Consider the following 18,659-nt stretch of genomic DNA (forward strand, 5'->3'; position numbering starts at 1 on the left):
CGACGTGCGGTGGCGGGGCTGCGGGCCTGGTGGTTCAGCGTGGAGCGGTCGTGGTGGAGCGGACTACGAGCGAAGGTTCCACCCGGCGGCGGGCCGGGGTGGTGCGGCCGTCGTGGAGGCGTTCGGCGAGCGCCTCGATCGCGAGGCGGCCCATCTGGATGCGTGGCTGGTCGATGGTGGTCAGCGCGACGTGGCGCAGGGCGGCCAGGGAGGTGTTGTCGTAGCCGACCACGGAGACGTCCTCGGGCACCCGCAGGCCCGCCTCCTCGAGCGCGGACATGGCCCCGACGGCGTTGAAATCGTTGCCGCATACGAGCGCGGTGGGGAAATTCTCGCTGGAGAACAGGTTCAGCAGTTTGCGTACCGCGGCCATGCCCGCGGCGTCGGTGTGCTCGCTCGGCACGACCATCGGCTCCAGGCCGTGGCGCCGCATGGCGGCGCGGTAGCCCTTGCGGCGCGGCGCGGAGGTGAAGGCGCCGCCGCCGTCGAGGTGCACGATGCGCCGATGTCCGAGGGAGACGAGGTGATCGACGGCCAGGCCGACACCGATCTCGCCGTCGTCGTTGACCGTGTCGACCTCGGCGACGGTGGAAGTGCGGGATACCAGCACCAGCGGAGCTTGCTGCGCCGCTTCGCGAATGGCGGCGGCGGGCAGGACCGGCGACAGCAGGATGACGCCCCCCGGCCGGAAGGAGAGCAAGCTCTCCAGGGCGGCACGCTCGCGGGCGGCGGTGCGCCGGCCGGTGTTGAGGATGAGTTCCAGGCCGCGGGTCTGGGCGGCGGCGTCCATGCCCTCGACGACATCGGCGAAGAAGGCGTTGCGCAGATCGGAAACCATCACGCCGACGATGCTGGAGGTCCGGCTGGCGAGGGAGCGAGCCAGGATGTGCGGTTGGTAGCCGAGGTCTTTCGCCGCGTCCAGCACGGCGCGGCGGCGGTGTTCGCTGACCTTCGGGGAGTTGCGCATGACCAGCGAGACGAGGGCGCGCGAGACGCCCGCGCGGGCAGCGACGTCTTCCATGGTCGGTCGTGCCATGACGCCTCCGTTCCGCCTCCGTAGGCCCTTTTCGGCTCGGACGATACAAGTTCCTGGTAGGCGAGGCAATAGAGCGCTCTAATCGGAAATCCGCGATGGCGGACCGACTTCGGGAGCGGCGTGAAGAGCGGAAATTGCCTGGTAATCGCGCTTCGGTCGACGCGCTGACGACTCTTGACACGCTATGACCCGCGTTACATAGTTGGAGCGCTCCAATAGAGCGGTGAACCTCGACGGGAGAGTACCGATGACCGAATCCCTCTACCCGCTGCGCGTCGCGGCCGCGCCGATCTCCTGGGGGGTCTGTGAGGTCCCCGGCTGGGGTCACGTGCTCGACGCGCGGACCGTCCTGGGGGAGATGGCCGCGCTGGGGTTGACCGCGACAGAACTCGGTCCTCCCGGCTATCTGCCGCAGGATCAGGTGGAGCTGCGCCGGTTACTGGAGACCTTCGGGCTCACCGCCGTCGGCGGATTCCTCGCCGTCGTGCTGCACCGGGACCGGCGGGACGCGGTCCACCGCGCGGAGAACGCCGCCGCCCTGCTGGCCGCCGCCGGTGCGGAAGTTCTCGTGCTCGCCGCCGCGACCGGATTCGGCGGGTACGACGCGCGCACGCAGCTCGACGGCTCGGAGTGGAGCGCCTTGGTCGACACGGCCGCCGCGATCCGCGACGCCGCCGCCGCGCACGGGCTGCGCACGGTGCTGCACCCGCACGTCGGCACCCATGTGGAGAGCGAGGCCGAAGTCGAGCGGTTCCTCGCCGATTCCGATCTCGACATCTGTCTGGACACCGGCCATCTGCTCATCGGCGGCACGGACCCGGTGCGGCTCGCGGCGCGACACGCCGAGCGGATCGGGCACATCCATCTCAAGGATGTCCGCGGCGCCCTGGCCGATCAGGTCCGCGGGGGAAAGCTCGAGTACGGCGAGGCCGTGCGCCGCGGGCTGTATGTCCCGCTGGGAGATGGCGACGTCGACATCGCGGCACTCGTGCACACCATGCGGGCCGCGGGCTACCGAGGTTGGTACGTGCTGGAGCAGGATGCCGTACTGCGGCCGGGCGACTCGGCTCGACAGGCCCGCGATGACACCGGTCGCAGTTTGCGCCACCTGGCCGACATCGCGCTCGCCGCAGCGGGAATCTAGAGGAAGCGACGACAACGATGTCTTCGAGACGACAGCGCGGCGTGACCGCCGGATGGCGCCTGCTGCCGTGGATCGCCACGGCCGCAATGCTGGCCGCGTGCAGTGGCCCCGGCGCTGACGCGCCCGCACCCTCGCAGACGCCGATCGCCGCCGGGACGGTGGAATCCGTCGCGGTGGTGACCCACGGCAGTCCCGGCGACGCGTTCTGGAACGTCGTCAAGAACGGCGCGGAGGCCGCGGGCAAGGATCTCGGAATCCGGGTGGCCTACAACGCCTCCGGTGATCCGGGCCAGCAGGCGAAGCTGATCGACAACGCGGTGGCGCAGGGCGTCGACGGGCTCGTCGTCTCGATGGCCAATCCCGAGGCGCTGCGGTCGTCCGTGGAAAAGGCTGTCGCCGCGGGCATTCCGGTGGTGACCATCAATTCGGGGGAGTCCGAGAGCGCGAAGTTCGGCGCGTTCGTTCATGTGGGCCAGAGCGAATCGCTGGCCGGACAGGCCGCGGGCAAGCGGCTCGCCGAGGCCCGGCGCACGAAGATGCTGTGCGTCGTCCACGAGGCGGGCAATATCGGCGCGAACGAGCGCTGCGGTGGCGCGACCAAGGCGTTCGGCGACGCGACCACGCTGCAGGTGGACATCAACAATCCCACCGACGCGCAATCGAGGATCAAAGGCGCGCTGGAAGCCGACCGTTCCATCGACGCGGTGCTGACGTTGAACTCGCAGGTCGCCGCGCGGGCCGTGGACGCGGTCCGGGAGGCGGCGTCCGGTGCGACCGTCGCGACCTTCGATCTGAATTCCGATGTGGTGGAAGAGATCCGCGCCGGAAAGCTGCTGTTCGCGGTCGATCAGCAACAGTACGAGCAGGGCTATCTGCCGATCGTGCTGCTGCAGCTGTACCGGACGAACCTGAACACCGTCGGAGGCGGCGCGCCGGTGCAGACCGGCCCCGGCTTCGTCGACAAGAGCAATGTGGAAGCCGTCGCCGCGCTCGTCGCGCAGGGCACGCGCTGAGGTGGATGACATGACCGTTGCCACGAAGACATCCGACCCGGCGCAGGACCGGCCGGGCCTCTCGCCGCTGCAACGCCTGGCCGTGCGGCCGGAGATCGGCGCGGCGCTGGGGGCACTGCTGGTGTTCGTGTTCTTCTCGCTCGTCACCGACCGGTTCCTAAGCCCCCTCGGCGTCGCGACCTGGCTGGACGATGCCTCCACGCTGGGCATCATGGCGGTGGCCGTGGCGCTGCTGATGATCGGCGGTGAGTTCGATCTGTCGGCGGGCGTGATGACGGCCTCCACGGCGCTGGTCACCGCCTTACTCGCGGTGCACGCCGGGTGGAACGTGTGGTTCGCGCTGCTCGCCTCGCTCGTGTTCGCGCTGGCCGTCGGCGCGTTCAACGGCTGGGTGGTGATGCGCACCGGCCTGCCGAGCTTCATCGTCACGCTGGGCACCTTCCTCGCGCTGCAAGGACTGAACCTCGGCGTGACGCGGCTGGTCACCGACACGGTGCAGGTGTCGGGCGTGCGGAGCGCGGACGGCTACCAATCGGCGGGCTGGGTTTTCGCGTCGACCCTGGACCTCGGCGAGGCGCACCTGCAAGCCTCGGTGGTCTGGTGGATCGTGCTGACCGCGATCGCCGCGACGATTCTGGTGCGCACCCGGTTCGGCAACTGGATCTTCGCCGTCGGCGGTGCGCTGCCGAGCGCCCGCGCGGTCGGCGTGCCCGCCGACCGCACCAAGATCCTGCTGTTCATGGGTACCGCGTTCGCGGCCTGGGTGGTGGGTTCCTGCGACATCCTGCGGTTCGCCAGCGTGCAGGCCAACCAGGGCGTCGGGCTCGAACTGCACTACATCATCGCCGCCGTGGTGGGCGGCTGCCTGCTCACCGGCGGCTTCGGCTCGGCGGTCGGCGCCGCGATCGGGGCGCTCATCTTCGGCATGGCGCGCCAGGGCATCGTGTTCGCCCGCTGGGACAGCGACTGGTTCATGCTGTTCCTCGGCGTGCTGCTGCTGGCGGCGGTCCTGGTCAACAACAGATTCCAGAAACGAGCCGAAAGGGTGCGCCGATGACTTCCCTCATCCAGGCCGTCGACCTCGGCAAGAGCTACGGCGGCGTCGTCGCCCTCCGGGACGTGTCCACGGTGGTGAGCGCGGGCGAGGTGACCTGCGTGCTCGGCGACAACGGCGCGGGCAAATCGACCTTGATCAAGATCCTCGCCGGGGTGCACCAGCACGACCGCGGCGACCTTCGCGTGGACGGCGAATCGGTCCGGTTCGCCTCACCCCGTGCGGCTTTGGATCGCGGCATCGCCACGGTCTATCAGGATCTCGCGGTGGTTCCGCTGATGAGCGTGTGGCGCAATTTCGTACTCGGCTCCGAGCCCACCTTCGGCTACGGCCCCTTCCGTCTGCTGGACCGCGAGAAGGGCCGCGAGATCGCACGAACCGCACTGGCGGACATGGGTATCGAGATCCGCGACATGGAACAGCCGGTCGGCACCCTGTCCGGCGGCCAGCGGCAATGCGTCGCGATCGCACGGGCCGTGCACTACGGGGCGAAGGTGCTGATCCTCGACGAGCCCACCGCGGCGCTCGGCGTCAAACAGGCCGGGGTGGTGCTGAAATACGTCGTGCAGGCGCGCGACCGCGGGCTCGGTGTCGTACTGATCACGCACAACCCGCACCACGCCTATCCGGTCGGCGACCGGTTCCTGTTGCTGAAGCGGGGCGCGGTGCTGGGCTCCTACGAGAAGTCCGAGATCGACCTGCCCGAACTGATCCGCCAGATGGCGGGCGGGGCGGAACTCGAGGCGCTGCAGCACGAACTGCAGCGCGTGGTGACGCCGTGAACGCGGGCGAGCTGGACGCGCTGACCATCGGCCGCGTGGGAGTGGACCTCTATCCCGAACAGAGCGGCGTAGCCCTGGCACAGGTGCGCGGTTTCGCGAAGTTCCTGGGCGGCACCGCCACCAATGTCGCCGTGGCCGCCGCCCGGCTCGGCCGTCGTTCGGCCGTGCTGACCAAAGTGGGCCCCGACGGCTTCGGCGACTTCGTGCGCATGGCGCTGGAGGACTTCGGCGTCTCCTCCCGGTATGTGACGACCGCGCCGGACCTGCAGACGCCCGTAGTCTTCTGCGAGCTGACGCCGCCGTCGGATCCGCCGCTGTTGTTCTACCGCGCGCCGATCGCGCCGGATCTGACCATCACCCCGGACGAAGTGCCCTGGGCAGTGGTGGACGCCGTGCCGCTGCTGTGGGTCACGGGCACCGGAGTGAGCGCCGAGCCGGGCCGCGGCACCCAGCGGGAGATCTTGCTGCGGCGCGCACGACGTGGGCACACGGTGCTCGATCTGGACTATCGGCCGATGTTCTGGCCCGACGTGGACACCGCGCGGGCGGAGATCGGGTGGATGGTCGACCACGTGAACGTGGTGGTCGGCAACCGCACGGAGGTCGAGGTGGCGGTGGGCACCGCCGACCCGGACGCGGCGGCCGACCGGCTGCTCGCCAGAGGGGTGCGCCTCGCGGTGATCAAACAAGGCGGCGACGGGGTGCTGGCGGCCACCGCCGAGGAACGCTGGACGGTGCCGCCGTGCCGCGTGGACGTGGTGTGCGGGCTCGGCGCGGGCGACGGTTTCGGCGGCGCGTTGATCCACGGCCTGCTCTCGGACTGGGATCCTCGGCGCATCGCCACCTACGCCAACGCGGCGGGCGCGCTGGTCGCCGCGCGTCTGGCCTGCGCGGACGCGATGCCCACCAACGCGGAGATCGAGGAACTGCTGTGCGGGTGAACCGGCGCACGGGCGAAGAGCCGCGAGGCGACCGAGTCGGCGCGGAGCTGGAGCAGGTGCTATGCATCTGACCGACGAACGGTGGCGCGAACTGCTGCGCGTACGTGCGACGGACCCGGCCGCGGTCGAAGGGGCCTACGCGAAGCGGGTGCGCCGCGCCGACCTGCTGGCGGGTAAGCAGACCTTGTTCCTGGTCGCAGCCGATCACCCGGCACGCGGTGCGCTCGGCGTCGGCGAGGATCGCACGGCCATGGCGGATCGGCGCACGCTGCTGGAACGGTTGCTCATCGCGCTGGCCGACCCGGATGTCGACGGCGTACTGGGCTCGCCGGACGTGGTCGAGGAACTCTTGCTGCTGGACGCGCTGGACGACAAGGTCGTGATCGGATCGATGAACCGCGGCGGTCTGGCGGGCGCGGAGTGGGAGATCGACGACCGATTCACCGGATACGACGCGGATTCCCTCGCGCGATTCCGGCTCGACGGCGGCAAGATGCTGCTGCGTCTGGTCGATTCCGACGCGGGCACCGTCCCGACGCTGCAAGCCTGCGCGCGGGCCGTCTCCGCGCTGGCCGCGCACCAGCTGATGGCGATGGTCGAACCGCTGCCCTACCACCGGGACGATTCCGGGGCGCTGGTGATGAGCAAGGACGCGCTGTCGCTGTCGCGGGCGATCACGGTGGCTTCCGGTCTCGGCGTCACCTCGGCCTATACCTGGCTGAAAATCCCGGCGCCGCAAGATATCTCGGTGCTCGACGCGACCACCCTGCCGGTGCTCGTGCTCGGCGGTGCGCCGTCCGGGGACCCGGCGGTGGATCGCGCGCTGTGGGGCGGGGCGTTAGGCCACGACGTGGTTCGGGGTCTCGTCGTGGGACGCACCCTGCTGTACCCGCCGGACGGTGACGTCGCCAAGGCGGTCGCGACCGCCGCCCGCCTGTTGAAGGAAGGCCGATGAGGCTGCGAATCGCCGCGCCGACCGCTTTCCCGTCGGCTCCACCGGTCGCCTTCTCCGGACGACGCGGTCGAGTCCGGCCGTCCTGCGGAGCGAGCGGGTCGCCGGTACTCCGGAGCGCGCCCAGAGAACGGAACGCGTACAGAGGAGGTGTGATGACACTGCATCGTCCCGAAGGAACGCTGTGTCACGACGGTGATCCGATCCTGTTGACCCCGGACGCCGCCGGATGGACCTACGCCGGATTGCGGGTCCTGCGCATCGGTGCGGACCGGTCGCGGGTCCTGCGGACGGGCGAGTTCGAGGCGTTCGTCCTACCCTTGGCCGGAGCGTGCACGGTGCGCGTGGACGGCGAGACATTCGCGCTGACCGGCCGGGAATCGGTGTTCACTCGCGTGACGGATTTCGCCTACGTGCCGCGCGACGCCGAGGTGGAATTGACCGCCGAGGGCGGTGACCTGGAGGTGGCGTTGCCGCTGGCCCGCTGCGGGAAACGGCTGGAACCCAGATACGGCCCCGCGGAGGAGGTGCCGGTCGAAATCCGGGGCGCGGGAAACGCGACCCGTCAGGTCACCAATTTCGGGATACCCGGCGTGTGGGAGCACGCGGACAAACTCAACGCCTGCGAGCTGATCACCCCGGACGGCAACTGGTCGTCCTACCCGCCGCACAAGCACGACCGAGCGAGCGACTGCGAAGTCGTCAACGAGGAGATCTACTACTTCCGTATCGCCGGGCGCGACGGCGTCACGCCGTCGCGCGAGGGATTCGGCCTGCACCGCACCTACACGGCCGACGGGACGGTGAACGAGAACGTCGCGGTGCGCGACGGCGACGTCTTCCTGATCCCGCACGGCTATCACGGCCCTTGCGTCGCGGCGCCCGGCTACCCCATGTACTACCTCAACGTGCTGGCCGGCCCGGCGCCCGAGCGATCGATGGCGTTCTGCGACGACCCGGCCCACAGCTGGGTGCGGGCGCGCTGGGACGCCGAGCCGCTCGACCCGCGCTGCCCGGTCACCTCCCACGAAGGACGGATCGGATGCGACTGACCACGGCGCAGGCGCTGGTGGCCTGGTTGATCGCCCAGCGTTCCGAAACGCTCGACGGCCGCGACGTGCCGCTGTTCCCCGCCGTCTTCGCGATCTTCGGCCACGGCAACGTGCTCGGCCTCGGCACCGCGTTGCACGAGCGGCGTGCCGAGCTCCCGGTCTGGCGCGGGCACACCGAAGAGGGTATGGCGCTCGCGGCCGTCGGCTATGCGAAGGCCACCCACCGGCGTCAGGTCGGTGTCGCGACCTCTTCGATCGGTCCCGGCGCGCTCAACATGGTGACGGCGGCGGGTGTCGCGCACGCTAATCGCCTTCCGCTTCTCCTGCTTCCGGGCGACACGTTCACCGGACGGGCGCCGGATCCGGTTTTGCAGCAGGTCGAGCACTTCGGCGACCCGACCGTCACGGTGAACGACGCGTTCCGCGCGGTGAGCCGGTATTTCGACCGCGTCACCCGCCCGGAACAGCTGCTCGCCACCCTGCCCCAAGCGGTCGGCGTGCTGACCGATCCGGCCGCGGCCGGTCCGGTCGTCCTGGCGCTTCCGCAGGACGTCCAAGCCGAGTCCTATGACTTCCCCGCCGCGCTTTTCGAACCGGTGACGCACCGTCTCATGCGGCCTCGGCCCGATCAGCGAGCTCTTGCCGGCGCCGTCGCCGTATTACGCGCCGCGCGCCGCCCGCTGCTGGTGCTCGGGGGCGGCGTCCGTTACTCGGGAGCGGGGCCGACCGTGCTGCGATTCGCCGAAAGTCATGGTCTTCCGGTCGTGGAGACCACCGCGGGTCGCTCCCTGGTGCCGCACGACCATCCGCTGTTCGCGGGACCGCTCGGCATCACCGGCTCGGCGTCGGCGAACGCGATGGCGGCCGAAGCCGATCTGGTTCTCGCGATCGGGACCCGGTTGCAAGACTTCACCACCGCCTCCTGGACGGTCTTCGCACCGGATGTTCGTCTGGTCGCGATCAACGTCGCACGGTTCGACGCCGTCAAACACGGCGCTCGCGCGGTGATCGGCGACGCCGAGGCCACCGTGCGGGAGCTGGCCGGGCAGGTGGGGGACTGGTCGGTCGATCCGGAGTGGACCGCGCGGGCTGCCGCACTCCGCGGGAGGTGGGACGCGTATATCGACGAACTGCGCGCACCGACTCCGGGCACGCCGACCTACGCCCAGGTGGTGGGCGTCGTGAACGATCTGAGCGGTCCGAGCGACTACGTGATGACGGCCTCCGGCGGCCTGCCCGGTGAACTGATCGGCGGCTGGCGGGCGACCGGCGGCGCGCCCGCCATGGACGTGGAGTACGGCTTCTCCTGCATGGGCTACGAGCTCGCCGGCGCGTGGGGCGCGGCCATGGCCCGCACCGACGGAGTGGTGACCACCCTGCTCGGGGACGGGTCGTATCTGATGCTGAACTCGGAACTGTTCGCGGCGGCGTTCGCGGGGCATCCGTTCGTCGCGGTGGTCTGCGACAACGACGGCTACGCCGTGATCGCGCGGCTGCAGGAGGGGCAGGGCGGCGCGTCGTTCAACAACTTCTACGCCGATTGCCGCAGCACGCGCGAGCATCCGCCCCGCGTCGATTTCGCCGCTCATGCCGCCGCTCTGGGCTGTGCCGTCTTCGCCGCCGCCGATCTGAACGAATTCCGTAACGCATACGAGCGGGCGCGCGCGGCGGCACGAGCCGAGCGTCGTCCGGCCGTGCTCGTCGTGCGGACGCAGCCGTCGGCGTGGACCGACGCGGGCGCGTGGTGGGAGGTCGGTGTGCCGGAACATCTGGCGGGCCGAGCCGCCTACGACGAGACCAAACCGCGTCAGGTGCGCTATCTCGGCTCTGAACAGAACTTAACGAACGGTGCGCCCGGGGATCCACCGGCCTAGGCTGGATTGGGAGTCTGTCCGTGGTACGCTGAAAGGCGTTGCGGCACAAGATAATTGGTAGCGAATGCGTATCGCCGCCGAGTCGTGCCGAGGCGGAAGTCCCCTGCCGTCCGGCGTGGTAGCCCGGGTCCGGCCGGGTGTGCTCGCCGGGGGAGGCGGCGAGTGTTATCCGGCGAAAAGTGCGGGTATCCGACGAGTGGGCCCGACGATGTGGCGCGATCGGGACCCGTCCGAGCGTGGGAGGTGAAAGACCAGGCCGCCCCTGAGCGAGCGTCGCGAGTGCACTCGCGCACGACGGCGCCGAGCACCGTCGTGAGCGTTAGCTCACAGTTGGTGGTGCGGAACGTGAGTAATTCGTCGGATCATGGCATCGTTGATCTACGAGACCAGGGCATCTCATAACACCTACCTGGCTCGTCTACAGAAAGTATGAAATGGCTCAAGGCATTGTGAAGTGGTTCAACAGCGAGAAGGGCTTCGGCTTCATCGCACAGGACGGCGGGGGGCCCGACGTCTTCGTGCATTACTCGGCTGTGAGCGGCTCGGGTTTCCGGTCCCTCGATGAGGGGCAGCGCGTGGAGTTCGAGATCGGCCAGGGACAGAAGGGTCCGCAGGCCCAGGACGTCCGCGTTCTCTGATCGCGACTTAGCTTCCGAAAGGCCCCGCACCGGGATGGTGCGGGGCCTTTCCCCTGTTCAGCCCGCCAGCGCCTCGTCGCGGAAGAACTCCGCGGTGATCGCGCGGGCGCGCGTGAGATCGCGGTGACCGGACCGGCGGAACACCTCCGCCGCGCGGGTGAATTCGGCGGCGATGAACGCGGTGATCGGCGCGGGCACCGAACCGCTGCCCATCTCGCGGGTCCGTGACTTCAGCTCGGTCAACTCGGTGACCGCCGCCGTCAGCTCCGCGGGCAGCTCGCACTGCCGCAACAGCGTAGGCAGATGCATCGGCGCCACCGCCGCCGCGGGATGCTCGCGCAGCCACCGCAGCGCCATCGCCGGACGCAGGGCGTAGAACACCTTCTTCAGTGCCCCGCTGCGCTCGAACAGCGCCCACTGCTTGGCGCCCAGATGCAGATAGTGCCGGGCGATCTTGTCGCGGTCGGCGACCTCGTCGGCCACCGCGCGCAACCGATCGCGGAACCGCGTGTCGCCGCGGTACACGATCGGCGACATCAGCCACTCGACGAGCACGGCGTTACCCTGCACCAGCAGCCGCAGCGCCTTGGCCAGATCCCAGCCGTTCACGTCGAGCAGGTCCGTGAGCGGTGTCTCCACCACGTCGCGGGTGCGCCACGGGGACAGGTAGGTCTCCAGCGCCGCGACGTAGACGAGCCGGCAGTCGTAGTCCGAATCGGGAGACGGAAACCCCCAAGCACGGCTGCCGCTTTCGATCGCCAGCCGGATCGACACCCGGTGCTCCCGCTCCACTCGATCCAGCTCACCGTCGATGGCCCCGACCACCGCCGGGTCCATCGAAGCGGGTATCGCGCGCAGAGACATGGACGCGATGGTAGGTGCCGGAGTAACGCTGTCGCAGCTGCTTTTTCGTCGTTCAGGAGCGCCGCGCACCCTCCCCCAGCGCAGCCACGAGCACCGCTACGACCGCGAGCGTCCCGCCCAGCCACATGGCGGCGGCGACGCCGATCCCGTCCGCGGCCACGCCGCCGGTCAGCGATCCCAGCGCGATGGCGGCATTGAAGACCCCGGCGAACAGCGCGGATGCGCTTTCCCTCGCCTGCGGCGAGGCGGCGAAGACCCAGCTCTGCGCGCTCACCGAGACGCCACCGTAGGACACGCCCCACACGATCATCAGCACCACGGCCTGGGCGAGCGAGACGCCCAGCGCGGGCAAGGCGATCGCGGCCGCGGCCAGGATCGAGCCGATCGCGATCAGAGTGCCGCGCGGGGTCCGCGCCGCCACCGCTCCCGCCGCGAAATTGCCCGCCACACCGGCGATTCCGTAGACCAGCAGCAGTGTGCCGATCGTCGCCGCGTCGACGCCGGTGATCTCCTCGAGCACCGGCCGCACGTAGGTGTAGGCGGCGAAGTGGCCGGTGACCAGGAACGCCACCACGAGCAGAGCGACGCGCAAGCCCGGCTGCCGGGTCAGTCGCAACACGCCACGCAACGGCAGTGCTTCCGTCGCGGGCAGCCGCGGCAGCAAGGCCGCCATGGCCACGAGCACCGCCAGCGCGAGGCAGGCCGCGGCCACGAACGCCATGCGCCATCCGGCGAGCGCGCCGAGGAAGGTCCCCGCGGGGATGCCGAGCACCGAGGCGACCGCGACGCCGGAGAAGATCAGCGACGTCGCGGCAGGCACCGAGCGCGCCGGCACCAGCCGCGCCGCGAGGCTCGCCGCGATCGCCCACACCCCGCCCATGCCGATGCCGACCAGCACCCGCGCTCCGATCAGCACACCGAAGCCGGGCGCGCAGGCCGTCCCGAGGTTGCCCAGCGCCAGCACCGCCATCAGCCCGCACAGCACCAGCCTGCGCTCGACGCGACGCAGCGCCGCAGTCACCAAGGGCGCCGACAACGCGGCGACCGACCCCGTCACCGTCAACGCGAGACCGGCGCGGCCTTCGGTCACCCGCAGTGCCGCGCCGATCGGAGTGAGCAGGCCCACCGGCAGCATCTCCGAGGTCACCACCGTGAACGTGCCCGCTGTCACCGCGGCGACGCCGAGCGCGCCGCGAAGCGCCGGAAACTGCCGTCTCGCAACGACTTCCTCAACCTGTGTCATGTCCACCAGGCAAACGCGCCCGGCGAAGGGAAACAACGGCGAAGGTCTCATAGTTCTATGAGCTGGACTCATCGACCGTGGAAGGGAAGCTGATGGGTGGGCTGGAGGTCCGTGAGCTGGAGGCGTTCCTCGTGGTCGCCGAGGAACTGCATTTCGGGCGGGCGGGCGAGCGGTTGTACGTATCGCAGAGCCGGGTGAGCCAGCTGCTGCGCGCGCTGGAGCGGCGCATCGGCGGGCGGCTGGTAGAACGGACCAGCCGCAGCGTCCGGCTGACCCCGCTGGGCGCTGACTTCCTCGCCGAACTGCGGCCCGCCTACGCCGCGCTGCGCGCGACGGTCGACGGCGCCCGCACGGCCGCCAGAGGCATGGACGGCATCTTGCGCATCGGGTTCCAGGGCGCGGGCAACGATCACCTGATGGCCGCGGTCGAGTTGTTCCAGCGGTGGCATCCGGACTGCTCGGCCGAGCTGGTCGAGATCCCGCTCGCCGATCCGTTCGGCCCGGTGCGGCGTGACGAGGTCGACGCCGCGGTCGTGCTGCTGCCGATGGGCGAACGTGATCTGGTGCTCGGAGCGGTGTTCGCGGGGCAGCAGCAGACGCTGGCGGTGGCGAGCTCCCATCCGGTGGCGGGACGCGCCGCGCTGTCGGTGGAGGAAGTCGCCCAGTTTCCCTTGATCGGAGTGCGCGCTCCGGCGCCGGAGTACTGGCGGCGGGCGCAGAAGCTGGACGTGACGCCGGAGGGCCGGACGGTGTGTACCGGCCCGGAAGTCGGCACGCTCGAGGAGGGCCTCGCGGCGGTGGCGGCCGGTCGCGGCGCGATGCTGCTGTGTCATCCCACCGCGGAATCGCACCGCAGGCGACCGGTGGCTTTCGTCCCGGTGACCGGAATCGCCGAGTCCCGGCTCGGGCTGGTGTGGCGCCGTCACCGCGAGACGCCGCGGGTGCGCGCGTTCTCTCGCGCGGTGGCCGCCACGAAGGGGATCGACGACGTGCGGAGCGTCACGGTGGAGGCATGCTGACCTACCCGGCCCTCCGGATTGCTCCGTCAGCCCGAATATCCCGGCCGACATGGCGTTGCTTATTTTCCCGAGCCGCCGGATAGAGAGCAGAGAATTATTCGAGTTCTCTATCGCGCAGCCTGTGATGCTCGTCGCCGAGGGCGTGTGCGGCCCTATTTTCAGGGGCTTATCGAATTTTTCCGAGCTACTCGAGATATCTGTTGTCGGAAGAAATTGCCGACGCGAATTTACGCTTCTGACCTTGACGTTTGACTAGATTGCCAGCTCAATCAAGCCATGCGCCGTGAGGTGGATCACTATTGACACTGGATGTGGTCTGCATCTCCATATTATCGAATTTCGTAACCGGAGCCGATCGAGTGCCGATGTCCCCCGTGTCAGCCAGTTCGACTGGATAAGTTCGAGGAAGAGGTATTTCCATGATCCCCGTTATCATCGACACCGGCAGCGCTGCACTGAACGGTCTTTTCGATACGCTCGGCGCTGCTCTGCACGGCCTTGTCGACACCCTGTGGACGGGTTCCTTCGGCGGCCGCTGACCGACGTGACGGTCGAGACGCTCGACCGGGTCCCACGCCGACCCGAGGCGTGACCGAGCGGGCCCCCGCACCGGATGGTGCGGGGGCCCGCCGCTGTGTGGGCCGTTCCGCCGAGGCGCGCCACGTTTCGAACTGACTTCATCCAGAAGGTCTGGGCGGCCTCCCGTACGGGTGCGGTCAGTTGCGCGCCTCGACGGCGGAGACTCGCGTGAGTTCGGCCGCGAGTCGCGCGGGATGGGTCAACTGCGGGTAGTGGCCCGCACCCTCGATCGAGACCGCGTCGCGGGAAGTGGCGACGGTGAGTGGATCGGCGGAACCGGTGACGATCCGTACGGGCACCTCGATCCGAGCGAGCAGGGCTCGCAACTCCTCGCGCCGCGCGGGGGCGCTCGCGCGGCGCAGCGCGGCGACGGTGCGGGCGGCGACGCCCGGCCTGCGCAGGTTGGCCGCGGCGCTCGCGATCGCGGCGCTCTCCGGCACGCCGAGCCGACGGGCCAGATCGCCGGCCGACATCCGGCGCAGCGCCGCCGCGGCCAATGGTGAGCGCAGCAGCGAGCCGGACCGTGGCTGGAGAAACGCCGGAGCTACCAGCACCACCCCGGAGATCCGCTCGGGATGCTGCGCGGCGTACCGGAGCACCGGACCGCAACCGAGTGAGTGGCCGACCAGCACGGGGCGGGTGCGGACGGAAGCGAGCAGGTCCGGCAGCACCGCATCGGCGTCGCCGGGCGCCGAGCGTCCCAGGCCGGGCAGGTCCACGACCAGGCTCGGCCCGTCCAGCTCCGCGCGCGCCGCGTTCCACGACTCGCCGTCGAGCGGAAGCCCGTGCAGCAGTACGTAGTCAGGGCGCCGCCGCTCGCCGCTCACCCAGACGCCGTCCGCGAAACCGGCGGTCGGATCGTCGGGCACCGCGCCGAACCGGCTGGCGACGAGATGGTCGGCCCATGTGCGGAGCGTCGCCTCGGTCGGCGGCATGGTGAGCCCGGCGCGGCGGGCCACGTCCTGCGCCGCCGACGTGTCGTAGCGGTCGTCGGCGATGAACGTCAGCGTCTCCGGATCGGCGCCGGTCAGCGCACGAGGAAGCTTCGAGATGACGCCGACCGGAATGGAGAACCGCGGCGCGGGGACCCCGAGGTGCCCGGCCAGCAGCCGGATCAGCTTCGGCAAAACCGGAGTGCGATCGTCGAGGACCGTGTAGGAGCGGCCCGCGGTGTCGGGCAGCGCGGGCAGGCTGATCAGGAAGTCGGTGAAGTAGTCCAGATCGACGATCGGCACGAAGGTCTCCGGCCCGCCGGGGATCGCCGGGAGCCGCCCGTTCCACAGGTCCTCGACGACGGTGGCCAGCCCGATGTATTGGCCGGGACCGATCATGCTGCTCGGGTTCGCGATGGTCAGCGCGACGCCGAGTTCCGCCGCCCGCCTGCGCAGCAGCGGATCCGATTCGAACTTCGACGCGCCGTACGCGCCGTTCTCGTAGTGCTGTTCCTCCGATTCCTCCACGGTGATCCGATAACCCGTGATGTGTACGACCCGGCGCAGTTCGGGGAGGGCGGCGGACCAGTCGAGCACGCGCAGCGCACCGGTGACGTTGACCGCGTACGCGTCCTCGGCCGCGAGCCCGAACGAGAAGCGGGCCGCGCAGTTGTACACGTCGCGGATGCCCGACGCGTCGAACCCGGCGGGCAAGCCCAGATCCGGGGCGGTGACGTCACACGTGACGATTTCCAACCCGCTGGAGTCCACCCCTCGGCGTCGCAGCCAGCTGGTGAGCCGCTCCTCGCTGCCCGGCCGCAGGGCGGCGGCGACGGAATGCCCCTGCTCGAGTAAGCGGGCGACGGCGTTGCGGCCGAGGAACCCCGCGGCTCCGAAGACGATGCTGTCCAACATGACTACTCCTTTTAGACCGGTCTACATATTTTGGTGACATGCGTGAACGCCGACGTAACATCCGCGTTCAGAGCAGGGAGTGCAGTGCCCGTTCGACGCGTTCCAGGGGTTCGCGACTGCGTTGCGCCCGTGCCAGCAACAGCGCGCCCTCGACCATCGCCAGCATCGCGGCGGCCAAGTCGTCCGCGTCCTTACGACCGTCGGCGCGCAGTCGCAATCGCAACGCCTGCTCCCAAGCGGCGTACGCGGCGGCGCATTCGGCCTGGATCGGATCGTTCGCGGCAGCGACATCCAAGGCCACCGTGGCGACGGGGCAGCCCTGCTGCCAGCCCGACGCTTCGAGCCGATCGCCGAACGCACGCAGCAGCCTGCTCGCGGCCCCGGCGGCGTCGCCGGGCTCGATCGCGTCGATCAGCGCCGCGATCTCCTTGCCCGCTTGTGCGATCGCCGCGGCGACCAATTCGTCCTTGCCGCCGGGGAAGTGGAAGTACAAAGACCCGCGCGGCGCCCCGCTGGCCGCCAGGATCTGGTTGAGTCCGGCCCCGTAGTAGCCGTGCCGCTCGACCAGGGTGCGCGCGGCGTCGACGAGTTTGCCGCGAGTCTCGGTGCCTTTGACGCCCATGCCCTGACTGTAGACCGGTCTTCATATTTTTGCCAGGCCCGCGACTGACGACGGCCGCCTACCAGGTGGTAGGCGGGCCGGAAATCGCGCGCACTAAGCTGGTCGGCGGTAATTGCCGACCCCATTCCCCAGGAGTACTCCACGTGAGCCAAGCAGGCCGTCCTGTAGTTCTGATCGCCGACAAGCTCGCCCAGTCGACCGTCGACGCGCTCGGTGACGGTGTCGAGGTCCGGTGGGTCGACGGACCGGACCGCCCGGCCCTGCTGGCCGCGGTGCCCGAGGCCGACGCGCTGCTGGTGCGGTCGGCGACCACGGTCGACGCCGAGGTCCTGGAAGCCGGGAAGAACCTGAAGATCGTCGCCCGCGCCGGCGTCGGCCTGGACAACGTCGACGTGCCCGCCGCCACCGAGCGCGGCGTCATGGTCGTGAACGCGCCCACCTCGAACATCCACACCGCCGCCGAGCACGCGGTCACCCTGCTGCTGTCGGCCGCCCGCCAGATCCCCGCCGCGGACGCCACCCTGCGTGAGCACACCTGGCAGCGCAGCAAGTTCAACGGTGTCGAGATCTTCGACAAGACCGTCGGCGTCATCGGCCTCGGCCGCATCGGCCAGCTGTTCGCCGCGCGCCTGGCCGCCTTCGAAACCAAGATCGTCGCCTACGACCCCTACGTGTCGCCCGCGCGCGCCGCGCAGCTGGGCATCGAGCTGCTGACCCTCGACGAACTGCTCGAGCGCGCCGACCTGATCTCGATCCACCTGCCGAAGACCCCGGAGACCAAGGGCCTCATCGGCAAGGAGGCCATCGCCAAGACCAAGCCGGGCGTGATCATCGTCAACGCCGCCCGCGGTGGCCTGGTCGACGAGGCCGCCCTGGCCGAGGCGATCAAGTCCGGCCACGTGCGCGCCGCGGGCCTGGACGTGTTCGAGACCGAGCCGTGCACCGACAGCCCGCTGTTCGACCTGCCGCAGGTCGTCGTCACCCCGCACCTGGGCGCGTCCACCTCCGAGGCCCAGGACCGGGCCGGCACCGACGTCGCCAAGTCGGTGCTGCTGGCCCTGGCCGGTGAATTCGTGCCCGGCGCGGTGAACGTCACCGGTGGCGCCGTCGGTGAAGAGGTCGCGCCCTGGCTGGACATCGTCCGCAAGCAGGGCGCCCTGCTCGGCGCGCTGTCCAACGAGCTGCCGGTCAGCGTCGAGGTCCAGGTGCGCGGCGAGCTGGCCGCGCAGGAGGTCGCCGTGCTGGAGCTGTCCGCGCTGCGCGGCATCTTCTCCGCGCTGGTCGAGGACCAGGTCACCTTCGTCAACGCGCCCGCGCTGGCCAAGGACCGCGGCATCACCGCCCAGGTCACCACGGCCTCGGAGAGCCCGAGCCACCGCAGCGTCGTCGACCTGCGCGCCGTGTTCGGCGACGGCAGCACCCTGAACGTCGCGGGCACGCTGACCGAGCCGCAGCTGGTGGAGAAGATCGTCAACATCAACGGCCGCAACTACGACATGCGCGCCGAGGGCCTGAACCTGGCCATCCTGAACTACGAGGACCGGCCGGGCGCGCTGGGCAAGATCGGCACCAAGCTCGGCGAGGCCGAGGTCGACATCCTGGCCGCGCAGCTGACCCAGGACGTCGACAAGGAAGGTGCCACAGTCGTGCTGCGCGTGGCCCGCGAGGTGCCCGCCGGGGTGCAGACCGCGATCGCCGAGGCCGTCGGCGCGGCCAAGGTCGTCCAGGTCGACCTGTCCTGATCCGCTCGGGGCGCACCGCCCCGGCGAACGCTGAATCGGCGCCGCGCACGAAGCATCGTGCGCGGCCGCGGGCGCGGCGGCCGCGCGGGGCCGGCGGGCGGGGCGGGGCGCGCGGGGGCCGCCCCCCCGCCCGCCCGGCCCCCCCCCGCCCCCCGCGACCCGCCCCACCACGCGAGGCCCGGCGCCGGGCGGCCCCCCCCCCCCGGCGGCCAAAAACCCCACCCCCCACGACGGTGTACGAGGTGCTTATTTTGTGG

General features: G+C 70.1%; 16 protein-coding genes. 11 read left to right on the forward strand and 5 right to left on the reverse strand.

Annotation, left to right across the window (positions count from 1 at the left end; genetic code table 11):
* Positions 1–34 precede the first annotated feature (34 nt).
* Positions 35–1,036 carry a LacI family DNA-binding transcriptional regulator gene (locus ABZ552_RS11510; RefSeq protein ID WP_357436769.1) on the reverse strand — a complete coding sequence of 334 codons (1,002 nt, stop codon included), beginning with the start codon at positions 1,034–1,036 and terminating at the stop codon, positions 35–37.
* 247 nt (positions 1,037–1,283) lie between these two features.
* Between ABZ552_RS11510 and ABZ552_RS11515 the strand changes: the two genes are divergently transcribed.
* The 9 genes from ABZ552_RS11515 to ABZ552_RS11555 all read left to right on the forward strand — a co-directional run bounded on the left by ABZ552_RS11515 (position 1,284) and on the right by ABZ552_RS11555 (position 10,486).
* Positions 1,284–2,180 carry a TIM barrel protein gene (locus tag ABZ552_RS11515; RefSeq protein WP_357436772.1) on the forward strand — a complete coding sequence of 299 codons (897 nt, stop codon included), beginning with the start codon at positions 1,284–1,286 and terminating at the stop codon, positions 2,178–2,180.
* Between the two features lie 17 nt (positions 2,181–2,197).
* Positions 2,198–3,193, forward strand: a complete 996-nt coding sequence (locus ABZ552_RS11520; RefSeq protein WP_357436775.1) for a sugar ABC transporter substrate-binding protein — start codon at positions 2,198–2,200, stop codon at positions 3,191–3,193.
* 10 nt (positions 3,194–3,203) lie between these two features.
* Positions 3,204–4,250, forward strand: a complete 1,047-nt coding sequence (locus ABZ552_RS11525; protein ID WP_281917656.1) for an ABC transporter permease — start codon at positions 3,204–3,206, stop codon at positions 4,248–4,250.
* Entirely contained in the window at positions 4,247–5,029 is a 783-nt protein-coding gene (locus tag ABZ552_RS11530; protein ID WP_357436778.1) for an ATP-binding cassette domain-containing protein, read from the forward strand. The genes ABZ552_RS11525 and ABZ552_RS11530 overlap by 4 nt, the downstream gene beginning before the upstream one ends.
* On the forward strand, positions 5,026–5,970 hold the full coding sequence (gene iolC, locus ABZ552_RS11535; RefSeq protein WP_281917657.1) for a 5-dehydro-2-deoxygluconokinase: 945 nt from the start codon (positions 5,026–5,028) through the stop codon (positions 5,968–5,970). The genes ABZ552_RS11530 and iolC overlap by 4 nt, the downstream gene beginning before the upstream one ends.
* A 61-nt stretch (positions 5,971–6,031) precedes the next feature.
* The gene (locus tag ABZ552_RS11540) at positions 6,032–6,925 is read left to right on the forward strand and encodes an aldolase (protein ID WP_281878420.1); all 894 of its coding nucleotides are present in this window, start codon (positions 6,032–6,034) and stop codon (positions 6,923–6,925) included.
* Between the two features lie 152 nt (positions 6,926–7,077).
* Entirely contained in the window at positions 7,078–7,974 is an 897-nt protein-coding gene (gene iolB, locus ABZ552_RS11545; protein WP_357436783.1) for a 5-deoxy-glucuronate isomerase, read from the forward strand.
* On the forward strand, positions 7,965–9,848 hold the full coding sequence (iolD, locus tag ABZ552_RS11550) for a 3D-(3,5/4)-trihydroxycyclohexane-1,2-dione acylhydrolase (decyclizing) (protein ID WP_357436786.1): 1,884 nt from the start codon (positions 7,965–7,967) through the stop codon (positions 9,846–9,848). Before iolB ends, iolD begins: the two co-directional genes overlap by 10 nt.
* Before the next feature lie 434 nt (positions 9,849–10,282).
* Positions 10,283–10,486, forward strand: coding sequence for a cold-shock protein (locus ABZ552_RS11555; protein ID WP_014987157.1), 204 nt, complete (start codon positions 10,283–10,285; stop codon positions 10,484–10,486).
* 57 nt (positions 10,487–10,543) lie between these two features.
* Here ABZ552_RS11555 and ABZ552_RS11560 read toward each other — a convergent pair whose 3' ends face one another.
* On the reverse strand, positions 10,544–11,350 hold the full coding sequence (locus tag ABZ552_RS11560; protein WP_357436789.1) for a nucleotidyltransferase domain-containing protein: 807 nt from the start codon (positions 11,348–11,350) through the stop codon (positions 10,544–10,546).
* Positions 11,351–11,402: 52 nt separating this feature from the next.
* Positions 11,403–12,593 carry an MFS transporter gene (locus ABZ552_RS11565; RefSeq protein WP_357436793.1) on the reverse strand — a complete coding sequence of 397 codons (1,191 nt, stop codon included), beginning with the start codon at positions 12,591–12,593 and terminating at the stop codon, positions 11,403–11,405.
* A gap of 92 nt (positions 12,594–12,685) precedes the next feature.
* Between ABZ552_RS11565 and ABZ552_RS11570 the strand changes: the two genes are divergently transcribed.
* Complete coding sequence (locus tag ABZ552_RS11570; protein ID WP_357436796.1) at positions 12,686–13,612, forward strand: LysR family transcriptional regulator; 927 nt, start codon at positions 12,686–12,688, stop codon at positions 13,610–13,612.
* Between the two features lie 716 nt (positions 13,613–14,328).
* Here ABZ552_RS11570 and ABZ552_RS11575 read toward each other — a convergent pair.
* Complete coding sequence (locus ABZ552_RS11575) at positions 14,329–16,038, reverse strand: alpha/beta fold hydrolase (RefSeq protein WP_357436799.1); 1,710 nt, start codon at positions 16,036–16,038, stop codon at positions 14,329–14,331.
* A gap of 67 nt (positions 16,039–16,105) precedes the next feature.
* Entirely contained in the window at positions 16,106–16,660 is a 555-nt protein-coding gene (locus ABZ552_RS11580) for a TetR/AcrR family transcriptional regulator (RefSeq protein WP_063019731.1), read from the reverse strand.
* 143 nt (positions 16,661–16,803) lie between these two features.
* On the opposite strand from ABZ552_RS11580, the gene serA reads away from it, so the two are divergent.
* Positions 16,804–18,402: a phosphoglycerate dehydrogenase gene (serA, locus tag ABZ552_RS11585; protein ID WP_281878430.1), complete on the forward strand. Its 1,599-nt coding sequence runs from the start codon at positions 16,804–16,806 to the stop codon at positions 18,400–18,402.
* Positions 18,403–18,659: the final 257 nt, after the last annotated feature.

Source organism: Nocardia sp. NPDC019219, from assembly GCF_040632645.1.
GTDB lineage: Bacteria > Actinomycetota > Actinomycetes > Mycobacteriales > Mycobacteriaceae > Nocardia > Nocardia sputorum.